Annotated in this window: 16 protein-coding genes and 1 pseudogene; 11 read left to right on the forward strand and 6 right to left on the reverse strand. The window is 66.6% G+C overall.

Annotation, left to right across the window (positions count from 1 at the left end; all coding sequences use genetic code 11):
• Positions 1–462 precede the first annotated feature (462 nt).
• The 3 genes from ACFWVP_RS05885 (at position 463) to ACFWVP_RS05895 (ending at position 3,891) form a co-directional block, all read left to right on the forward strand.
• On the forward strand, positions 463–1,770 hold the full coding sequence (locus ACFWVP_RS05885) for a PP2C family protein-serine/threonine phosphatase (RefSeq protein ID WP_384493923.1): 1,308 nt from the start codon (positions 463–465) through the stop codon (positions 1,768–1,770).
• A gap of 286 nt (positions 1,771–2,056) precedes the next feature.
• Complete coding sequence (locus ACFWVP_RS05890) at positions 2,057–3,247, forward strand: globin domain-containing protein (RefSeq protein WP_384493924.1); 1,191 nt, start codon at positions 2,057–2,059, stop codon at positions 3,245–3,247.
• Positions 3,244–3,891, forward strand: a complete 648-nt coding sequence (locus tag ACFWVP_RS05895) for a pyridoxamine 5'-phosphate oxidase family protein (protein ID WP_384493925.1) — start codon at positions 3,244–3,246, stop codon at positions 3,889–3,891. Before ACFWVP_RS05890 ends, ACFWVP_RS05895 begins: the two co-directional genes overlap by 4 nt.
• A 925-nt stretch (positions 3,892–4,816) precedes the next feature.
• Here ACFWVP_RS05895 and ACFWVP_RS05900 read toward each other — a convergent pair.
• The gene (locus ACFWVP_RS05900) at positions 4,817–6,190 is read right to left on the reverse strand and encodes a protein kinase (protein ID WP_384493926.1); all 1,374 of its coding nucleotides are present in this window, start codon (positions 6,188–6,190) and stop codon (positions 4,817–4,819) included.
• 417 nt (positions 6,191–6,607) lie between these two features.
• On the opposite strand from ACFWVP_RS05900, the gene ACFWVP_RS05905 reads away from it, so the two are divergent.
• From ACFWVP_RS05905 to ACFWVP_RS05920, 4 genes and pseudogenes are all read left to right on the forward strand, one after another.
• Complete coding sequence (locus ACFWVP_RS05905) at positions 6,608–7,393, forward strand: hypothetical protein (protein ID WP_384493928.1); 786 nt, start codon at positions 6,608–6,610, stop codon at positions 7,391–7,393.
• A gap of 111 nt (positions 7,394–7,504) precedes the next feature.
• Entirely contained in the window at positions 7,505–7,858 is a 354-nt protein-coding gene (locus ACFWVP_RS05910; RefSeq protein WP_384493929.1) for a phage holin family protein, read from the forward strand.
• The gene (locus tag ACFWVP_RS05915) at positions 7,834–8,514 is read left to right on the forward strand and encodes a DUF3618 domain-containing protein (RefSeq protein ID WP_384493931.1); all 681 of its coding nucleotides are present in this window, start codon (positions 7,834–7,836) and stop codon (positions 8,512–8,514) included. Before ACFWVP_RS05910 ends, ACFWVP_RS05915 begins: the two co-directional genes overlap by 25 nt.
• A gap of 107 nt (positions 8,515–8,621) precedes the next feature.
• A pseudogene (locus ACFWVP_RS05920) lies at positions 8,622–9,638 on the forward strand (YihY/virulence factor BrkB family protein).
• Positions 9,639–10,053: 415 nt separating this feature from the next.
• Here ACFWVP_RS05920 and ACFWVP_RS05925 read toward each other — a convergent pair.
• The 5 genes from ACFWVP_RS05925 to ACFWVP_RS05945 all read right to left on the reverse strand — a co-directional run bounded on the left by ACFWVP_RS05925 (position 10,054) and on the right by ACFWVP_RS05945 (position 14,409).
• Positions 10,054–10,824, reverse strand: coding sequence for an aromatic acid exporter family protein (locus ACFWVP_RS05925; RefSeq protein WP_384493932.1), 771 nt, complete (start codon positions 10,822–10,824; stop codon positions 10,054–10,056).
• Positions 10,825–11,075: 251 nt separating this feature from the next.
• Positions 11,076–11,240 carry a hypothetical protein gene (locus tag ACFWVP_RS05930; protein WP_384493934.1) on the reverse strand — a complete coding sequence of 55 codons (165 nt, stop codon included), beginning with the start codon at positions 11,238–11,240 and terminating at the stop codon, positions 11,076–11,078.
• Positions 11,241–11,356: 116 nt separating this feature from the next.
• Positions 11,357–12,508, reverse strand: coding sequence for an IS630 family transposase (locus tag ACFWVP_RS05935; protein ID WP_384493935.1), 1,152 nt, complete (start codon positions 12,506–12,508; stop codon positions 11,357–11,359).
• A gap of 136 nt (positions 12,509–12,644) precedes the next feature.
• Positions 12,645–13,298 (reverse strand): hypothetical protein, encoded by a 654-nt coding sequence (locus ACFWVP_RS05940; protein ID WP_384493937.1) that lies wholly within the window; start codon positions 13,296–13,298, stop codon positions 12,645–12,647.
• 40 nt (positions 13,299–13,338) lie between these two features.
• Positions 13,339–14,409 (reverse strand): MerR family transcriptional regulator, encoded by a 1,071-nt coding sequence (locus tag ACFWVP_RS05945; RefSeq protein ID WP_384493939.1) that lies wholly within the window; start codon positions 14,407–14,409, stop codon positions 13,339–13,341.
• 67 nt (positions 14,410–14,476) lie between these two features.
• Here ACFWVP_RS05945 and ACFWVP_RS05950 point away from each other — a divergent pair, with 67 nt between their 5' ends.
• From ACFWVP_RS05950 to ACFWVP_RS05965, 4 genes are all read left to right on the forward strand, one after another.
• Positions 14,477–14,956, forward strand: coding sequence for a formylglycine-generating enzyme family protein (locus ACFWVP_RS05950; protein WP_384494007.1), 480 nt, complete (start codon positions 14,477–14,479; stop codon positions 14,954–14,956).
• A gap of 362 nt (positions 14,957–15,318) precedes the next feature.
• Positions 15,319–15,621: a helix-turn-helix transcriptional regulator gene (locus ACFWVP_RS05955; protein ID WP_384493941.1), complete on the forward strand. Its 303-nt coding sequence runs from the start codon at positions 15,319–15,321 to the stop codon at positions 15,619–15,621.
• 125 nt (positions 15,622–15,746) lie between these two features.
• Entirely contained in the window at positions 15,747–16,139 is a 393-nt protein-coding gene (locus tag ACFWVP_RS05960; protein WP_384493942.1) for a hypothetical protein, read from the forward strand.
• Positions 16,140–16,586: 447 nt separating this feature from the next.
• Positions 16,587–16,916, forward strand: coding sequence for an integrase (locus tag ACFWVP_RS05965; protein WP_384493943.1), 330 nt, complete (start codon positions 16,587–16,589; stop codon positions 16,914–16,916).
• The last annotated feature ends 460 nt before the right edge of the window (positions 16,917–17,376 follow it).

The following is a 17,376-nucleotide window of genomic DNA, read 5'->3' on the forward strand; positions in this document are numbered from 1 at the left end:
GTTTCGAGATCGACGACGAGGTAGCTGCCTTGCGAGTAGTAAGAGCAGTCGTGTGGTTTGCGTCGGCTCGGCAGCAATAGGCGAAGCTGGTTAGGGCAGCCCGAGGGGTGCTGCTCGCATCGTCGCTCATACACCTCTTCCGGCACGTGCGCGGCAAGGGTGTTCGTGATGTCGATTCACAGCGGTCGGACGCCCGAGGGAACCTTCTGCAACCCCTTGTCATGCCGTCCCGTGCACACCGGCGCCCGACCCCTTGTCCAGGTCCGGGCGGGCGCACGTTTCTCCTAATCCAGTGCGTAAGCAGTTGGCCCGGGCCCGTGCCCCCGGCCCCTCTGCCCTGACCGGCGTTGTTCAGGAGCCTCGATTCTTGTGAACGAAGTCACCTGACCAGGCATGACGGGCCCAGGAGGTGAGGTTTAGGGGATCTGGGGAAGAAGGTCCGGCAGCCAATGGGAGGTTGTCGTGAATGGTGGAGATCTGGAGCTGGGCGAGCTGCTGGCCGCTGCGGAAGCGGCCCCGCCTGGTGAGTCCGTTGACGTGGTGGCGCACGACCTGCAGAAGCGGTTCGGTGCGGAGTGCGTGTCCTTCCTGTTCGTCGACCTCATCGGCGAGCGGCTGGTGCGGCTTGCCGCGGTCGGCGAAAGCGTCGAAGACGCGGACGCGCCGATCCAGTTGCAGGGCAGTGTCTATGACCGTGTCCTGCAGAGCCAGCGCCAGCATGTGGAACCCAGCGGGCAGGGCGGACAGCGCGTCATCACCCCGGTTAGCAACCGGGGCGATCGCATCGGCATCCTGGAGCTGACCTTGCAGGCGGGTGACGACACCGTGCTGCGGCAGGTCCGCGACGCGGCCCACGCACTGGCCTACATCATTGTCACGGACCGTCGCTTCACCGACCTGTACCACCTCGGCCGCCGCACCACCCAGACCAGCTTGGCCGCGGAGATCCAGCACCAACTGCTGCCCTCGGCACCCTGCTGCGAGGCCAACGAGTTCACCCTCGCCGCCGGGCTGATCCCCGCCGACGACATCGGCGGCGACACCTACGACTACACCCTGGACCGCGACAAACTACACCTGTCCATCACCGACGCCATGGGCCACGACACGAACTCCGCCCTGCTCGCCACTCTGCTGGTCGGAGCGCTGAGACAGTCCCGCCGAAGCGGCTGTGACGCCCTCAAACAGGCGAACCACGCCCACCAGGCCCTGCTGGGACACAGCCGTGGCCTCGCTACCGGGCAGTTGTTCTGCGTCGACCTTGAGACGGGCCTGTGCGAACTGGTCAACGCCGGCCATCCCCGCCCCCTCCTGCTGCGCGAGGGAACCGTCGAAGAGGTCGAGCTCGCCGTGAACCTGCCTTTCGGCGTAGCGGCCCCCAGCACCTATCGCCTGCAGAAACTCGAACTGCAGCCCGGAGACCGCTTGGCTCTGCTCACCGACGGCATGCAGGATCGCGGCGCGGCGGCCGTCGACCTGCCCTCAATCATCCTCGACACCCGCGCGCTGCACCCCCGAGAAGCCGTCCGAAGCCTTACCGCCGCGGTGCTCGACGCCTGCTACGGCAACCTCAAGGACGACGCCACCGTCCTGATCCTGGACTGGCACGGCAATCCGCGGCGAACGGCCCCAACAGCCCGGCCACGCACCGCTGAACCCGCGACTACCGCTCCTTCAGCGGGCACGACCGTAGTCGCTGGTTGTGCAGCAGACCCTCCGAACCCTGATGTGATGAGGAGATTGGGTGCGCATACTGCAGCGCTTGGGTGAGCATTTGAACAAGGCCCCTGAGCCAGTGCCCAGGTGTCACCCCGCCAGCAACAGCGAGGGACCAGTGGGTGCGCTCTAGCCTCTTGCGGCATGAAAAAATTCGGCCGCTAGTCACACTTTCCCCCACAGCCTGAGCACACCGACCAACCACATAGATTGCGACTCTCTTCTTGTCCGCACATCCGGCACGCCCACTGATCCCGTCACTGGGCGCCACAACTTCACCCACGCCCACGGATACTGCTCATGCGGGCACGTACCACAGTCCCCTGCAGGGGCGCCGCAGATGACGCCGATCCCTGCCCCCTTGACGGATCGGGAAATCGCCCTGATCCGTACGAGTCTGACGGTGGTGGCACCGCAGGCCACCGAGATGACCGTCTACTTCTACGCCATCCTCTTCGCCCGGTATCCCGAAGTGCGTGGATTGTTCCCCGAGAACATGGACGTACAGCGTGACCGGCTGCTGCGCGGACTGCTGCGCATCATCGATCTCGTCGACGACGTCGACAACCTCGTGCAATTCTGCTCTCGGCTCGGTCGGGATCACCGCAAGTTCGGTGCCCTGGATGCCCACTACCCGGCTGTGGGTGAATGCCTGGTCGCCTCGCTGGCACGCTACGCGGGGACCGCGTGGAATTCCGAGGTCGCCGCCGCTTGGACCCACGCCTACACCGTTGCCGCGCAGGTGATGACCGCGGCCGCGGCCGATGACACCCGCCTGCGCCCGGCTTCCTGGGAAGCTCAGATCATCCGTAACGAATATCGCGGGCACGGCATTGCGGAAATCACCGTCAAGCCCGACCTGCCCTACCGATATGTCGCCGGACAGTACGTAAGCATGGAAACCCCCTGGTACCCACGTACCTGGCGGCACTATTCCCCAGCCCACCCGCCGCGAGCGGACAACACCCTTACGTTCCATGTCCGGGCGGTCCACCAAGGTCAGGTCAGCAACGCGCTGGTCCAGCAGGCCGCCCCCGGGCACCGGGTGCGGCTCGGGCCGCCGCTGGGCGAAATGACCCTTGCGGCGGCGGGGGACCGCGATCTGCTGATGGTGGCCGGCGGGACCGGCCTCGCGCCGATCCGCGCTCTGCTGGAGGAAGCGGGTGCCTCTGGGATGGACCGCTACGTGGACCTGTTCGTCGGAGCACGCACCGCCGAGGAACTCTATGGTCTGGATGACATGCTGCGCTTGTCGCAACGTCACCACTGGCTGACCGTCCGGGCGGCCGTCTCCCACGAGAACATTCCCGGCCGGCAAGGCACACTCCCGCAGGTCTTGCGCGAGTTCGGTCCCTGGTACCGGCACGAGGCATTCGTGTGCGGTCCGCCCGACATGGTCACCACAGCCGTGCACACCCTCTTGCACCAAGGTGCCCCCCGGGCCCACATCCATCACGACCCGCTCGACACACCCGTTCTCACCGCCCCCCTCACACCGCACCAGACCGGTCAGGAGATCGACCAGCTGTGAGCCACATCGACGCCACCCCCTCACAGGGAGAGCGCCTTCTGCAGACCCACTTGGGCACCAGCGAGCGCGCCGACGCCTTCTACGACCGCCAGGTCCACCCGTACCTCACCGAGGCCATGCGCGACTTCATAGGTCGCCAGTCAATGGTCTTCCTCTCCACCGCTGACACCCGCGGCCACTGTGACGCCACCTTTCGCGCCGGCCCGCCCGGGTTCGTCTCAGTGCTGGACGACCGCACTCTGGGCTACCCCGAATACCGCGGGAACGGCGTCCTCGCCAGCGCCGGCAACATCACCGAAAACCCGCACATCGGCCTGCTTTTCATGGACTTCACCCGCGACCACATCGGACTGCACGTCAACGGCCACGCCCAGCTCGTCAGCGACCATGAACTACGCGCCGCCCACCCCTGGATACCCGCCGACTCCGCCCCAGGGCGCCAACCCGTGCTCTGGACGCTCGTCACCCTTCACGAGGCGTACGTCCACTGCTCCAAAAACATCCCTCACCTCGAGCCGGCCCCCCGCCCCTTGGGACTAGCGCGCACTCGCCCCAAAGATGCCGACTACTTCACCAACCCCCAGCCACACGGACGGCCATCAGCCGCGCGTTCAAGCGTTGAGGGCGCGCAACGTCTCCTCTAAAACGCCGTACGCCCCTTCGAGAGTCAGGGTTGTCTTCGTCCTCCAGGCCGGCCTCGACCCCCTGCGCGGCCAGATTCTTGGACCTCGGTGACCCGGCTTCCCTCGTCAGCGTGCGCTGCGAACGGGCCGTCGGGATCGTCCAGTATCGCGCGGACCAGACTGCTGCCCTGTCGGCCCGTGGCTCCGACGACCGCAGATCTTCTTGTCAGCCACGCCGGTCCATAGTTGCACGATCAAGTAAATGACTTGGGTCGCCTGCCGCTCGGGCGCGAGCCGTTCTGCTGTGAAATCGGCTCGGCGGCTCCCACCGGAGCATCGGGCAGATCGTAGGGACGGCGAGCCGAGCGCGGTCCGGGACCTGAAAGGGGTGGCCAACCTGAACTGTGTTCTGGCTACCGCCGAAAGGCCGCTCCAGCTCTTACGACAGCTGAGAGACACCACCATGAGCGAGAATCCTCGGATGCGCCGGTGGTCGCCCGGCGGCGCGCAAAGGCCGCCGACCGGTCCAGCCGTCCGCCCATCGCTCCCCAGAACCGATTCATGAAGGCCGTGGTGCTGAAGACGAGAACGTCCTTGCGGAGTCGGGCGACCTCGTCCTGCTCCTCCGGCGCGTAGCCCAGACTCTCGGGCTTCTCGGGTCGGTAATCGCTGTGCAACTGCTTATCAGCCTTCCAGCCGGGCAACAGCTCTACCGACCACGGCAGGCCGGCGGCGTAACGCTCCAGGGCGGCACGGGCCTACTGAAGGGCGATCTGAGCATGACGTAGATCCTGGGGAAAGGTAAACGTCGGCCTATGTCGGAGCGCCTTGCCCGCCGACGGGGCACTCGGAAGGTCCCTGCCGGCCAAGGGGGCAGAGCAGGCGGGCGGCCCTCCCTTTTAGGGATTCGTCGTGATGCTCCTTCGCGGTCGGCGTTGCGTGTGCCTCAGCGTTTCGGGGCCGCCGATTTGTTCTTCTTTCGGGCCTTGCTCTCGTCCGAATCGGCCTTCTTTGCCTGACCGGGTGGTTGGGGGAGGTTTTGGGTTGCCGTGTCACTTGCCGTTGGCATTCCTGGATTGTCCTTGTTCCTTGGTGCGGGTCGTGCTGAGTTGCCTGCGGATGCGTCGGGGCGCTTGTTGGCAGAGGCACTGTGGTCAGGGGACGACGCCGTTGGTGGGGCAGCGGGCGCCCTCTTGTTTCCTGTGTTGCCGGGTGTGTCCGTCGTGCCGCTGGGGGTACCGGTGGCCCTGGTTACGGTCCGGTCATTGTCTTGCGGTGCGGAAGTGCCGGTGACGCCGAGTGCGGTCACCACGACAGCGGTGAGTGCGACAGCCGTGCCGGCTACGACGGTGCGCTTCCGTGCGGGTGGGCTGGTGTTGTGCCTTTTGCCGAGACCGGGATTGGGGTGCGTATGGCCGCCCGTTTGTGATGACGGTCGTGTAGCGACGAGGCTCGTGGTGGGGGGCAATGGAACGGGGGGACGGGGGGCGGCTGTGTCGGCCACTGCGAGCAGTTCGCGGGCGCAGTCGCGGGCCGGTGGCCGGTCCTGCTCGTCCAGGGCCGTCATCTTGCGCAGCAGGCGGCTCAGTTGTTCGGGGAGCTCAGGAGGCAGGACGGGGGGACGGTGCAGTCGTGCGATCGCGGCCTCCAGAGGGACGCCGTCGTACTCGAGCGTTCCCGTGAGGCATTCGAGGAGTACCAGGCCGAGGGCGTAGATGTCGGCAGGCCGGCCGACGGTCTGGCCGAGGACCTGCTCGGGAGAAAGGTAGGCAGGCGTGCCGATGAGCGTGCCGGTGGCCGTGTGGCTGGTGGTGTCCAGAAGACGCGAGATGCCGAAGTCAGCCAGGGAGGGACGGTCGGCGTGGTCCAGAAGGATATTGGAGGGTTTCACGTCGCGGTGGACGATCCCGGCTTCGTGTGCGTGACCCAGAGCAAGAGCGACAGCGGCCCCCAGTGAGGCAGTGACCGCGGGTGTAAGCGGGCCCTGGGCTATGCGCTCCTTCAGCGTGATGCCTTCGATCAGTTGCATGACCAGGAAGGCGCGTCCGTCGTGCTGCCCGGCGTCGAAGGCGGCAACAAGTCCGGGGTGGTGGAGCCGGGCCAAGATCAGCGCTTCGCTGTCCAGTCCCTCCTTCCCGCCGATACACGCGTCGGGCCGGAAGATCTTGACCGCGACCGGTCGTCTCAGCCGCAGATCGAACCCGCGGTGCACGTCCGCGGCGCCGCCCGAGCCGAGGCGGCCATCCAGACGGTACCGGCCACTCAGCACCTCTGCTGAACCCCGGGAAGTTGGGGCTTGAGCGAAGTCGCGCAGCCTCATTTCTACTCCCTCTGCCTCGGAGGGCTCGCACCCTTGGCGAGTCCCTGACGACGCGCCTCCGCCACGGGTACCCGCCGGGAGCCGGAGTAGCCTCGCGCTTTCGCAGACACAGCCGCTCCCAGGAGTGACTGAACAGTCATACGCATGTCCCGGTGGTGCGGCTTGGAGCAGATGCAACGGCCGATGCAGGCCGCTTGCCTTGACAACAAGCTCGTGCGCCGTCCGTCCTTCCCGTTGTGCCCTGCCCTCGAGCCGGAGGGCCCAGCTATGCGCTCAGGGCCGTTTGGCTTCTGCCTTTAGTGTCAAACAGGCGGGAATTCCCAGGAAATAAGGAAGGTGCGTTTATTGAATGCACAATTGGGTTGGGTGGCGTGCGCATAAAAAACGCCACCAGTGGCGCATCGTGGGCTGCTGGTCATGATGGAAGTGATGGCGGAAGACCTGAGAAGTAGCTGTCAGGTGCATGCTATTCGAGGAGGAGTGTTGAGTGACGTCAGCGGTACGAACAGTGCGGACAGTGATACGGCCGCGGTGAAGCAGGCGGTCCAGGAGAAGGCCGGTGAGGGTGTCGGGCTGGTGGGTGACAAGGCCACCGATGTTGCAGGTGTGGCACAGGAGCGAGCGGGTGAGGTGGCGGGCGAGGCTTCGTCGCAGGTCCGGAATGTGGCGGGTGAGCTGCGTGACCAGCTTCAGGGTCAGGCGGAGACTCAGACGCGGCGCCTGGCAGGGAGCGTCCGCCAGTTCTCGGACGAGCTGGGCACCATGGGGGAGAGCGGTGAGCCAAGTTCACCGGCTACGAGGGCAGTGCGGCAGATAGCGGGTCGCGGCCAGGATATGGCGGCGAGGCTGGAGGATCGGGGTCCGCAAGGGCTCATCAGTGACCTCCAGGATTTCGCGCGCCGGCGTCCCGGCGTTTTCCTTGCGGGTGCCGCTCTTGCTGGTTTCGCGGCGGCTCGACTCGGCAAAGGTGTGAAGTCCGCGAGCAACGGCGCAGATGCAAACCAGGGTGGCCGCTCCGCGGGGGCAGCGGGCGACAATGACCGGTCCGCCGCTGTCGCGGATGGCTACACAAGCGGTGCGGGCACGTCGGCCGACCCCTTCGAGCGGGCGCAGCCTACGCCGTCCTATGGCGGGTCGATTTCGCCGCCAGGACCGCTTCCGGTCACGGACCCGTATCCGAACCCCGATCCGCGACAGCCGTAAGGGGGTGATCTCGTGGCCATCTTTACCCCGCACAAAGCCAACGCCTCACACAACGGCGCCCTGTCCGGTTCTCACCGGGCCCCGTCAACGGACCCGTCCATCGGGGAACTGGTGGGCGACATCAGTGACGACCTGACCCAGCTGGTTCGTGGGGAGATCGAACTGGCGAAGGCTGAGATCAAGCAGGAGGCAACCCGGGCGGGCAAGGCCGGCGGCATGCTCGCCGGCTCCGGATACGCCGGACACCTGGCGCTGTTGATGGGCAGCCTGGCCGCGATCTTCGGCTTGGCGCACGTGGTCGATCTCGCCTGGGCCGCACTCATCGTGACCGGGATCTGGGCAATGGTGGCCGGCGCCCTGTTCGTGATGGGCCGCAAACGGATGCGCGCGGTGCAGATGAAGCCGGAGAGGACCGCGGAAACGCTGAAGGAGGATGCCCGATGGGCACGCACCCGGACGAACTGAAGACCGACGTGGACGTTACCCGGGCGCGCCTGGCACATGACGTGGACCGCCTCGCCGACAGGGTGGCGCCGAAAAAGGTAGCCCGACGCAAGGCGCATGCCGCGCAGCACCGGCTGACTGGAGTGAAGGAGCGTGTGATGGGCTCGGCCGACCACTTGACGGGCGCACAGCCCGGGCAGAAGGCGCAGGATCTCGCCCAGAGCGCCGGTGATGTCGCCGGTCAGGCCCAAGACACCGTCCGCCACACCGCGGATCAGGTCGGCCAGTCCGTGAAGGAAGCTCCAGGCGAGGTAACCAAGCAGACACAAGGCAGCCCCCTGGCCGCTGGGATCATCGCGTTCGGCGCCGGCATGCTCGCCGCAGCCCTGCTCCCGGCGACGGAGGTAGAGGAGCGGATCGGTTCTCAGCTGCGCGAGCACTCCGACGAACTGCTCAAGCCCGCCAAGGAGACAGCGCAGGACGTTGCCCAGGAGTTGAAGGAGGGGATGCGCCAGCCGGCAACGGACGCCGTGGAATCGGTGAAGAGCACGGCGCAAGACGCCACCGAAGCCACCAAGGAGCAGGCTCAGACCTCCACCTTCGAGGCGGCGACCGGACTGCGCGATGTGGGCAAGGATGCCGCCCACCAAGCCCGCGACCAAACGAGCCAGGGCTGATTCCGCGGGCGGCGGGCCACCCAGACATCTGGGATCAGGCCGGCCCCCTGCCGGCCCCCTACTGGGCGGAGCCCCGTAATGCACCGCTTCGGACAGGGGTACAAGTCATGCATCAGTCCGGCAAACCTCCCGAGTCACCGACGCAGGTCAGCAAGAGCTCTTGGGCGCAGGTGCTCAAACGCACGGCCAAGGAGTTCAAGCGGGACGAGCTCACCGACAGGGCGGCCGGGCTGACGTATTACGGCATCCTGGCCCTGTTTCCCGCCCTGCTGGTGCTGGTGGCCCTGCTTGGCATCGCAGGCGACTCCGCCACCAAAACGGTGCTTGAGAACATCCAGAAGCTCGCGCCGGGCTCGGCACGCGACGTGATCACCAACGCGGTCACGCAACTGCAGGCCAGCGGAGGGACCAGCACGGCGCTGGCCATCGTCGGCCTGCTCGGCGCCCTGTGGTCAGCCTCCGGATACATCGCCGCGTTCATCCGCGCGTCCAACGTCGTCTACGACGTACCAGAGGGCCGCCCCCCGTGGAAGATCCTCCCCGTGCGCGTGGGCCTGACGCTCGTACTGATGATCCTGGCCTGCGTCAGCGCGCCGATCGTCGTGCTCTCGCGGGGCCTGGCTCGCCAGATCGGCACGGCGTTGGGAGTGGGGGACACGGCCATGACCGTCTGGTCCATCGCCAAGTGGCCCGTCCTCGTGGTGCTGGTGGCCATCATGCTGGCGATCCTGTACTGGGCCGCACCGAACGCCAAGGGCCGCGGCTTCAAGTTCATCTCCCTGGGCAGCCTGTTGGCCTTGCTGATCTGGATGGTCGCCTCGGCCGGCTTCGCCGTCTACGTCGCGAACTTCGGCTCCTACAACAAGACATAAGGGGCCCTCGCCGGCGTCATCATCTCCCTCGTCTGGCTGTGGATCACGAACCTGGCAGCCCTGCTGGGCCTCGAGTTCGACGCGGAGATGGCACGCGAACGAGCCATCGTCAGCGGCCACCCAAGCGACAAGGAACCCTACGCCGAGCCACGAGACACAAAGAAGTGGACCGAAGAAGACCACCGCTCCGCGGGGCACACCGACCCCTCCGCAGAGCGCGGTGAGGGGGACGAGCGGCCGCAGCGTGACTGAGCGGGGCCACGCGAGAGCGGTGGGGCATTTCAGCGAGAAGCACCCGATGCCCGGTCAAGGACTGGGGAGTTGTGACTTTGTGGCGCAAGTCAGACTGCGTCCGCATTCTCTGGTGCGAGGGTGAGGAGCAGTTGGCGGATCGAGATGAGGAGGCCACCGCTGACCGCGATTGCCGAAGTGTCGTTCTGGCTGTGCACCTTGCCCAACAACTGCTTGTAGCGTTTCCAGGATGCAGCCGCCCGCTCTTGCTGCCTGGTCCTGCCCTCGTGGTGCTGCGTGAGAGTCTCGGCCTGGCCCGCGCATAGGCCGGAAAGGTCGTGGGCCAGAGCTGCGTAGTCGTGTGTGAATGTGTCGGTAGGGGAGGAAAGCGCATGCGACCGAGCTGCGGTGCCGGCCAGAGTGTGTGTGAGCGCGGTCAGGTGGTGGACGACTTCCTCCCACTGTCGGTCCAGCTGCGGTGGGGGGGGGTGCGGTGACCGCGCCGCATACGCCGCCCCGGATTGAGGCGCGTGCTCTCCGTGGCCCGTTGCCGGGCTTGAGCGACAGCCTGGACACCGCGGTGGAGTCTGCGCGCCTGGTCCTCCCACGCGCCGGCCTGAGCTGAGCCCCATGGCCGCTTGAGGCCGTCGCCGATTGCCTGCAGGAGTTCGCCGCATTCCACGGCCAGGGCGTGGAGATTGGCCCGTACGCCGTCGAAGCGTACGGGCGGCAGGACGAAGGCGTTGATGGACAGGCCGATCAGTGCTCCGATCGGCGTCTCCAGGAGACGATGGCCGACCTGCCACGGTTGGTAGGCGCCGTAGGCGATCATGAACAGAGCGGTCGTTGCCCCATAGATGCCGTGCGCGCCAAGTCTTCGGTAGCCCGCTATGAGCATCAAAGGAGGAAGTGACATGGCCATGGCCGGCAACGTGCTGCCACGCGTGAGAAACATCGCCACCGAGGCCAAGACCGCGCCGACGGAGATGATGCCCAGCTGCCGCGCGCCGGCACGTAACGACCTGTAGACCGTCGAATCGACGAGGACCAGCGCGGTCCACGGAGCCATCAGAGCCATGGGGCTCTCGATCCAGAACGCTGCCAGTGCCCAGGCAAGCATCGCCGCCCCGGCTGCCTTGAGCGCCTGAACGGCGGCGGCACGCTCTGGTCCGGAATAGCGCAGAGCCCGGCTCGCACTCCTTCGCACGGCTGCCACCTCGTACCCCGACTGCCGCCGGACGGCTCTCATCATGCGCACCGCTGGGACCCTCCACGTCAGCAACAGGCGTCCTCGCCTCTCAGCCGACCGGGTTACCCAGCCCATGATCTTCATGCTTCCCATGCAATGGACGGCAACCAGCCTCTCACCCACGAACTGGCCAGTGACGTCGAGCAGGCGTTATCCCCACCACCCCGCGCTGTGCCCTTCGTGACCAGCGCATCTCTGCGACCCTGCCCTCAACGGGGGTGCTCCGTGGCCTCCGGCTGGGCGCCGAAGCTCAGCCAGGGTCCCTCGCGGCATCGGGGGAGGACATCGGAGGTGTACCTGAATTCCTTCATGAGCCGCGTCGCCTCAACGAGCAGGATGCCGTATGTGGTGGAGGGGTCGGTAGCTACACTCATGGCCTTCGTCGAAGCGGGCATTTATCTCTCCGGCCCTGACAACCGCTCACTGAAAGCCGGAAGGTCTCGCCGACTACTACCTTAGTGGTCGGCTCCGGAAGTCCTTCGGGGGTTGATCAGGCTGCCAGGGCGACGGAGGATTCTTCTTGTCGGTCGGTGGGTGTGTGTCGGTCGAGCCGGGCCAGCAGATCGTCCAGGTCGGAGGTGGTGAACTTCCACTGGAACGGCTGTGCCGTGGCGTTGTAGCGGTCTTCGAACGCTCGGAGCCGGTCCCGGACCTGGGTCAGGTCCGTGAAGTCGTTGGGTTGGACGGCCTTGCGCTGGACTATCGAGAAGAAGATCTCGATCTGGTTTGTCCAGGAGGCGTGTACGGGGGTGTGGACCATGACCGCATTCGGAAACGCCTTGGTCAGACGGCCGATGGCCTTCTTCCCCCGGTGGGAGGAGCCGTTGTCGACGATCCAGAAGACGCGTCTGGCGCTCGCGTAGGGCTCGGTGGTCATGACCTGGGTGACCAGGTTCATGAAGGGGACGATTCCGGTCTTCGGCTCGCAGCGGCCGAAGACTTTCGCGCGGTGGACGTCGTAGGCGGCCAGGTAGGCCAGGGCGCCGCCGCGACCGTACTCGTGGTTGACGCGCATCGCCCGGGCCCGGCCCGGGGCCAGGGTCGGATGGCAGCGGCAGCGGGCCTGGACGGAGGTCTTCTCGTCGCTGGAGACGACGTACTCGTCCTCGCCCAGCGGGACACTGTCGAACGTACGGGCGTACAGGTCCAGGACACGCTGGGCCTTGGCACGGAACTCCGGGTCACGGATGAAGATCCAGGACCGGTACTGCCAGGGCTTGAGCGCGTCCTCGCGCAGCCAGCGGCGCACCGTGGACGCGGACACGGTGTTCGTAATCCCGCGCGCGGTCAGCTCGGCGGCCAGCTCAGGGCAGGACCAGCGCGACAGCGGTACGCCGGTCTCGGCGGGTAACTGGCAGGCCAGTGCCTTGGCCTCGGCGACCTGCACAGGAGTGAAACGGGCGGGGCGCCCGGAGCGCTTGCGGTCGGCCAGGGCCGGCAGCCCGCCGTGGGCGAACCGGCCGCGCCAGGTCCGGACCGTGTCCACGTGCAGGTGGGTTTCGGCGGCGATCCTGGCATTACCCCGGCCACGTGCCGCCAGGAGGACGACTGCGGCACGCTGCCGGGCTTGGTGTGGAGTCTTGTGACCGTAAGCCATCTTCTTCAGTCGGTGGCGCTCGGCGGCGGTCAGCACCACTGCCACGGCAGCGCGTATGGACAATTACCTGTCCCCCTGGATCCTGCGGCAGGCTGATAAGCGTGAGCGATTTCGTTGAAGGTCCGTCGGCACCGGACGGCGGCCGGTTGCCTACGCTCATGTCACCGAGGTGCGGGGGCGCTCAGACGGCAGACCGGACCTTGATCGCGTGGCTGAGGGCGGTCTGCTCTTCGTCGGGAAGGCGATGCTCGGCATGGAGCATGCGTAGGGCGGTGGTGATGCTCTCCTCGTCCTCAGGTGTGCCGAGGCTGCCCATGTACGGAGGCAACAGCAGGCTCAGGGCTTCGAGGTCCGTGCGTGCGCAGAGCTTGGCGAGGAGTTCACCGACCGGGCCTTCGTGCTGCTGTGGCGCGGATCGGGCGGTGGCACGCAGTCCTGCGGCGATGCGGTAGCGGAGCCATTGCTGGTGGGGTCCGGCTGGGACGTCGTCGATGTGCTTGGCCGCGGCCTCGACGTGTTCGCGGGCCTGCTCGATGTGGCCCAGGTCCCGGTGGGCTCGGGCCATGTTGCCGTGCAGTGAGGCGTAGAAGCCGCGGACACGGTCGTCGCCGACCTTGTCGGCCCGGGTCAGGCACTCCTGGTTCCAGTGCAGGGTCTCCTGCGGGGTCGGCTGGTGCCGGGCGAGGTAGTGCGCGGCGATGCAGGCGTCGTAGTCGTCCTCGGCCGCTTCCCACGCTTGAAGGAACAGGTCCCGTGCTCGGTCATCTCGGCCTTCGGCCTCGGCCTGCATACCCTGCACGCATAGCTGCACGACGATGTTCTCGGGGTCGGTCACGGCTCTCCTGAGGTGATGGGGGTGCGGCGGTGAGGAAGAGTCAGCTGGAGGTGTTGAGGGCGACGGGCATGATCAGCGTGGTGAAGCTGCCCTGGTCTGCGGAACGCACGACGACAGGCCGATCTACGGCGGAGATTTCCAGTAGAACGTCGGGCCCGACACTGGCTTCCAGAGCGGGAGCCAGGACGGCAGGGTCGAAACCGATCCGCTGGGGCAGGGCTTCATGGCAGACCGCAGGCAGGGTGATGGCGTTGGAGTGATCGGCGAGAGCGACGACCAGCTCGTCGCCGGCGAAGCTCAGAGCGATGTGTGTAGCGTCTCCGTGGCTGTCGACCGCGTCACGAAGGGCCAGGCGATCCACGATCACGCGGTATTCGGATGGGGCCAGAGCCGAGAGCATCTCGCGGTAGGCAGGGAACAGGGCGTCGGTCGTCACCAGGACACGGGACTCTGACGTACTGCGTGCTCGGGCCCCGTCCGGCCCGACCTGGATAGTGACCTGGCGGACTCGCGCGGACCATTGCCCGAACTCGATCAGGTCAGCCGCGTGCACTAACAGGCGGCAAGGCCCGCCGTCGAGAGCCTCCGGCCTCAGGACGCGCATCGACAGGCGATAGCGATCGGTAGCCACCAGACGGACCTCGCCGTCCTCGATCTCGATGAGGACGCAACCCAGCGCAGGGTGTTCCACGTCGGAGGATGCAGCTGGCACCACCTGGCGTACTGCACTGGCCAACTCCACGCCGCCGATTCGCGCTTCCGTCGTACTGTCGGCAGTCGAGAGGGAACGCAGAGCCACCGCGATGGCGGCCTTGGCGGTCTGAGTCTGGTCCCGCATCCTCTCCAGGTGCCGCTCCAGCACTTCTCGGCCCTCATGCTCGGGCCCGTCGAGTACCACGGTGACCTCGGCCAGCGGCAGCCCCGCCTCTCGCAGACTGCGCAGGAGAGCGGCACGGGCCTCCTGAGCAGGGCTGTAGAAGCGATATCCGGTTGTCCCGTCAACCCGCGCCGGCCGCAAAACGCGGCAGTCGTCGTAGAAACGCAGGGCGCTCGGAGCGAGACCCACTCGCCGCGCGAAGGCGCTGATACTCAGTTCCGTGGTGCCGTCCATGAACCCGATTGTTGACGTTCATCCAACTTGAAGGTCAACTCGCCCTTCGGCCGCGTTTCACGCCACCATCTGGCACGGGAGCGTCCTCAGCGTCAACCCCCGAAGGACTTCCGAACTCGACCACTTAGCCACCCATCCCGTGGTGTGGGTGACGTGGCACGATGCGGCAGCATACGCCACCTGGGCTGGCAAGTCCCTCCCCACCGCCCGGCAGTGGGAGAAGGCGGCTCGTGGGCCGCGCGGACGCATCTACCCCTGGGGCAACGAACCGACGGCAGCGAAGGCGAACACGGCCGAGGCTGGCATCGACACGACCACCTCCGTCTCCCGCTACCAGTCCGGCGCCAGCCCGTTCGGCATCTTCGACATGTGCGGCAACGTCTGGGAATGGTGCTCCACCGAGGAAGAGCTTGGCAGCGGGCGATACCACCTGAAGGGCTCCGCGTTCACGTCTTCGGTCGAACGGGCAGCGCCGTCCCTGCTGAACGCCGCCGCTGCGTCGATAAGGGACAACGACACAGGATTTCGCTGCGCCGCTGGTTTGTAGAACGTGGCCAGCCTGCCCGCTGCCTATGACAGGGACCCTCATGCTTGCTCCTGTCGGGTCTGCCCCCTGCCAAGGGGCAGTGAGGTGGCACATCCCAGGTTGATCAGGCCGTCGACAAGCGCTTGCTGCGGAACCCGAAGCAAATCGCCACGCTCCTTGGCGGTTCGCCGATGGCAGACACATTGATCCCGGAAGGGACTGGAATCGTGCGGCGCAGCAAGCGAACCTAGATCAGCTCGCGGAGGAGTGTGCGTGAGCGGCGGAACATAGCACGGGATCGCCGGTTACCCAAACCGGCGATTTTCCGGAGCATTGGAGAAGTTCGGTCGCCGTGCGATTTGTACCTCACAGAGAGACCACCGATGCCTGCCCGATCTGCGCTTACTCACACCACCTCCTCTGGCGCCGTAGCGACGGCATTCCTGACCGTGAAGGACGCCGCCGAGTACCTCGGGCTCTCGCCCCACACGCTCTATGTGTGGCGCCACCGTCGGCAGGGACCCCCGAGTTTCCGTATGGGCCCGCGAGGCCGCGTCATGTACCGACTGGAAGCCCTCGATGTCTGGGTCCGTGAGCAGGAGCGGGCCGACTCACGCTCCAACGCGGCCCTCGACCCGCTGAACGCTCCTCGTCAGGACCGGTCCCTCCGCCTCGCCGGCGCCTGAGACCCAAGAGCCGTAGACCGCCGTCCCCCCGCTACACCGAGGAGATTCTCCTGGCCGGCTACATAGAAGACCGATGGCTCAAGAAGCGCCCCAGCCCGAAGACCGGTAAGCGCGAACGCACGGCCATGTACGGCAAATGCACCCGCTACCGCGTCAAGGGCATCCCCGGCGTCAAGGACCGCTCGTTCGACGCACTCCAGGACGCCAAGACCTGGCTCGCCCAGGCCCAGACCGACGCACGGCGTGGCGAGTTCGTCGATCCGCGCGACGGGGCCATCTCCCTCAAGGACTACATCGAGACGCACTGGTGGCCCACCCAGAGCGGAGACCCGTCCACCATCGAGCGTATCGAGCAGCGTGTGCGCCGGCACATCCTTCCGCATCTCGGTGCCCAGCCGCTGAATGGCATAGAGCGAGGCGCTGCGCAACTGGAAGAAGCGGTTGGAGAAGGACCTTGGTCCAACCTCGATCCGCCTTGTCTGGGCAACGCTGTCCAGCGTCCTCCAGGCTGCCGTTGAGGATCGCCGCCTTGCACGCAACCCGTGCCGTTCCAGCACGGTCGGTCCGCCGGCTGCCGCACCCGGCAGGGTCGAGGCGTGGCCGCCCGAACGCGTGCTGGCCGTGCGTGCCGCGATGCCGGAACGGTATCGGGTCCTCGTCGAGATTGGAGCGGGCCTTGGCCTCCGACAAGGAGAGGCGCTCGGGCTGAGCGCGGAGGACATCGACTTCGCCAAGGAAGTCGTCCATGTCCGGCGCCAGGTCAAGATGGTGCGGACAAAGCTGTGCTTCGCGCTTCCCAAGGGCCGAAAGGTCCGAGACGTGCCGTGCCCAAGAGCGTGGCCCTGACCATCCAGCGGCACATGGAACTCTTCGCCCCAGTACCGGTCACTCTGCCCTGGGATGACCCGACTCCCCCTGAGACGCCTGTGGAAGCCAAACACCGGCGGCCGAGGACGTACAACCTCTTGGCGACGGGACGCGAGAGGAAGGCGATCAACCGGAACTTCTTCAACTCCTACGTCTGGAAGCCAGCCCTGGCCGGAGCGGGCGTGATCGCACAGCTGCAAGAAGGCAACCGGAGTGGGTCCCGAGTTTGGGAGCCATCCCGGGAGCACGGCTTCCACGCCCTGCGCCACTTCTACGCCTCCGAGGAACTGGAGGCTGGCGAATCGGTCGTCTCCCTGGCACGCTGGCTGGCGCACTCCGACCCCGGGTTCACGCTGCGGAAGTACTCCCACTTCCTGCCCCGAGCCGGTGCCCGGGGCAGCGCCGCCATCGACGCGATCTTCGTGTAGCCGCGGCCGGTCGGCAGAGCCCGTGAAGCGTGGCCCGTAGCCCGCTGCGGGCCCAAAGTCCCAGAGAAGTCCCAGAGGTGCCGCCGCACCCCATCCTGACCGGCTAAGCAGCAGGTCAGGATGGGGTGCGGCGGCACTCGTGTATCAAATGTCCCGGAAGAAACCAGCCAGCGAGGTGGCCTGCGACGATGAGAGGGATTCGGTCGCTGACCTGGGGGAATGGTCTTTCAGTTGTTTCATGCTCGTGCCAGTTGATGGAACCGAAAGTCCCAGAAAAGTCCCAGATCGCTCCCACGGCTGACGGAGGCTCTTTCGGCTTCACTCGACGTGGGGCAGCGTGGCGGGCCGGGGCCGGGGCTGTGGGCGGAGGTCGGCCTTTGTTCCTCCGCCGCGATGGGCAGCTCACCTCCGCTAGCGCGGAGAAGCACGTCTGCTGGCCTACCTGGGCGCGTCGGTTCAA

It is taken from the genome of Streptomyces sp. NPDC058637, assembly GCF_042717325.1.
Taxonomy (GTDB): Bacteria; Actinomycetota; Actinomycetes; order Streptomycetales; family Streptomycetaceae; genus Streptomyces.

What these genes read in the sequence shown, in the direction of transcription:
- ACFWVP_RS05945 (WP_384493939.1), bottom strand. Translation starts at nt 14,409, where the DNA reads ATGGACGGCACCACGGAACTGAGTATCAGCGCCTTCGCGCGGCGAGTG.
- ACFWVP_RS05905 (WP_384493928.1), top strand. Translation starts at nt 6,608, where the DNA reads ATGATGGAAGTGATGGCGGAAGACCTGAGAAGTAGCTGTCAGGTGCAT.
- ACFWVP_RS05900 (WP_384493926.1), bottom strand. Translation starts at nt 6,190, where the DNA reads ATGAGGCTGCGCGACTTCGCTCAAGCCCCAACTTCCCGGGGTTCAGCA.
- ACFWVP_RS05960 (WP_384493942.1), top strand. Translation starts at nt 15,747, where the DNA reads ATGTACGGCAAATGCACCCGCTACCGCGTCAAGGGCATCCCCGGCGTC.
- ACFWVP_RS05915 (WP_384493931.1), top strand. Translation starts at nt 7,834, where the DNA reads ATGGGCACGCACCCGGACGAACTGAAGACCGACGTGGACGTTACCCGG.
- ACFWVP_RS05930 (WP_384493934.1), bottom strand. Translation starts at nt 11,240, where the DNA reads ATGAGTGTAGCTACCGACCCCTCCACCACATACGGCATCCTGCTCGTT.
- ACFWVP_RS05955 (WP_384493941.1), top strand. Translation starts at nt 15,319, where the DNA reads ATGCCTGCCCGATCTGCGCTTACTCACACCACCTCCTCTGGCGCCGTA.
- ACFWVP_RS05890 (WP_384493924.1), top strand. Translation starts at nt 2,057, where the DNA reads ATGACGCCGATCCCTGCCCCCTTGACGGATCGGGAAATCGCCCTGATC.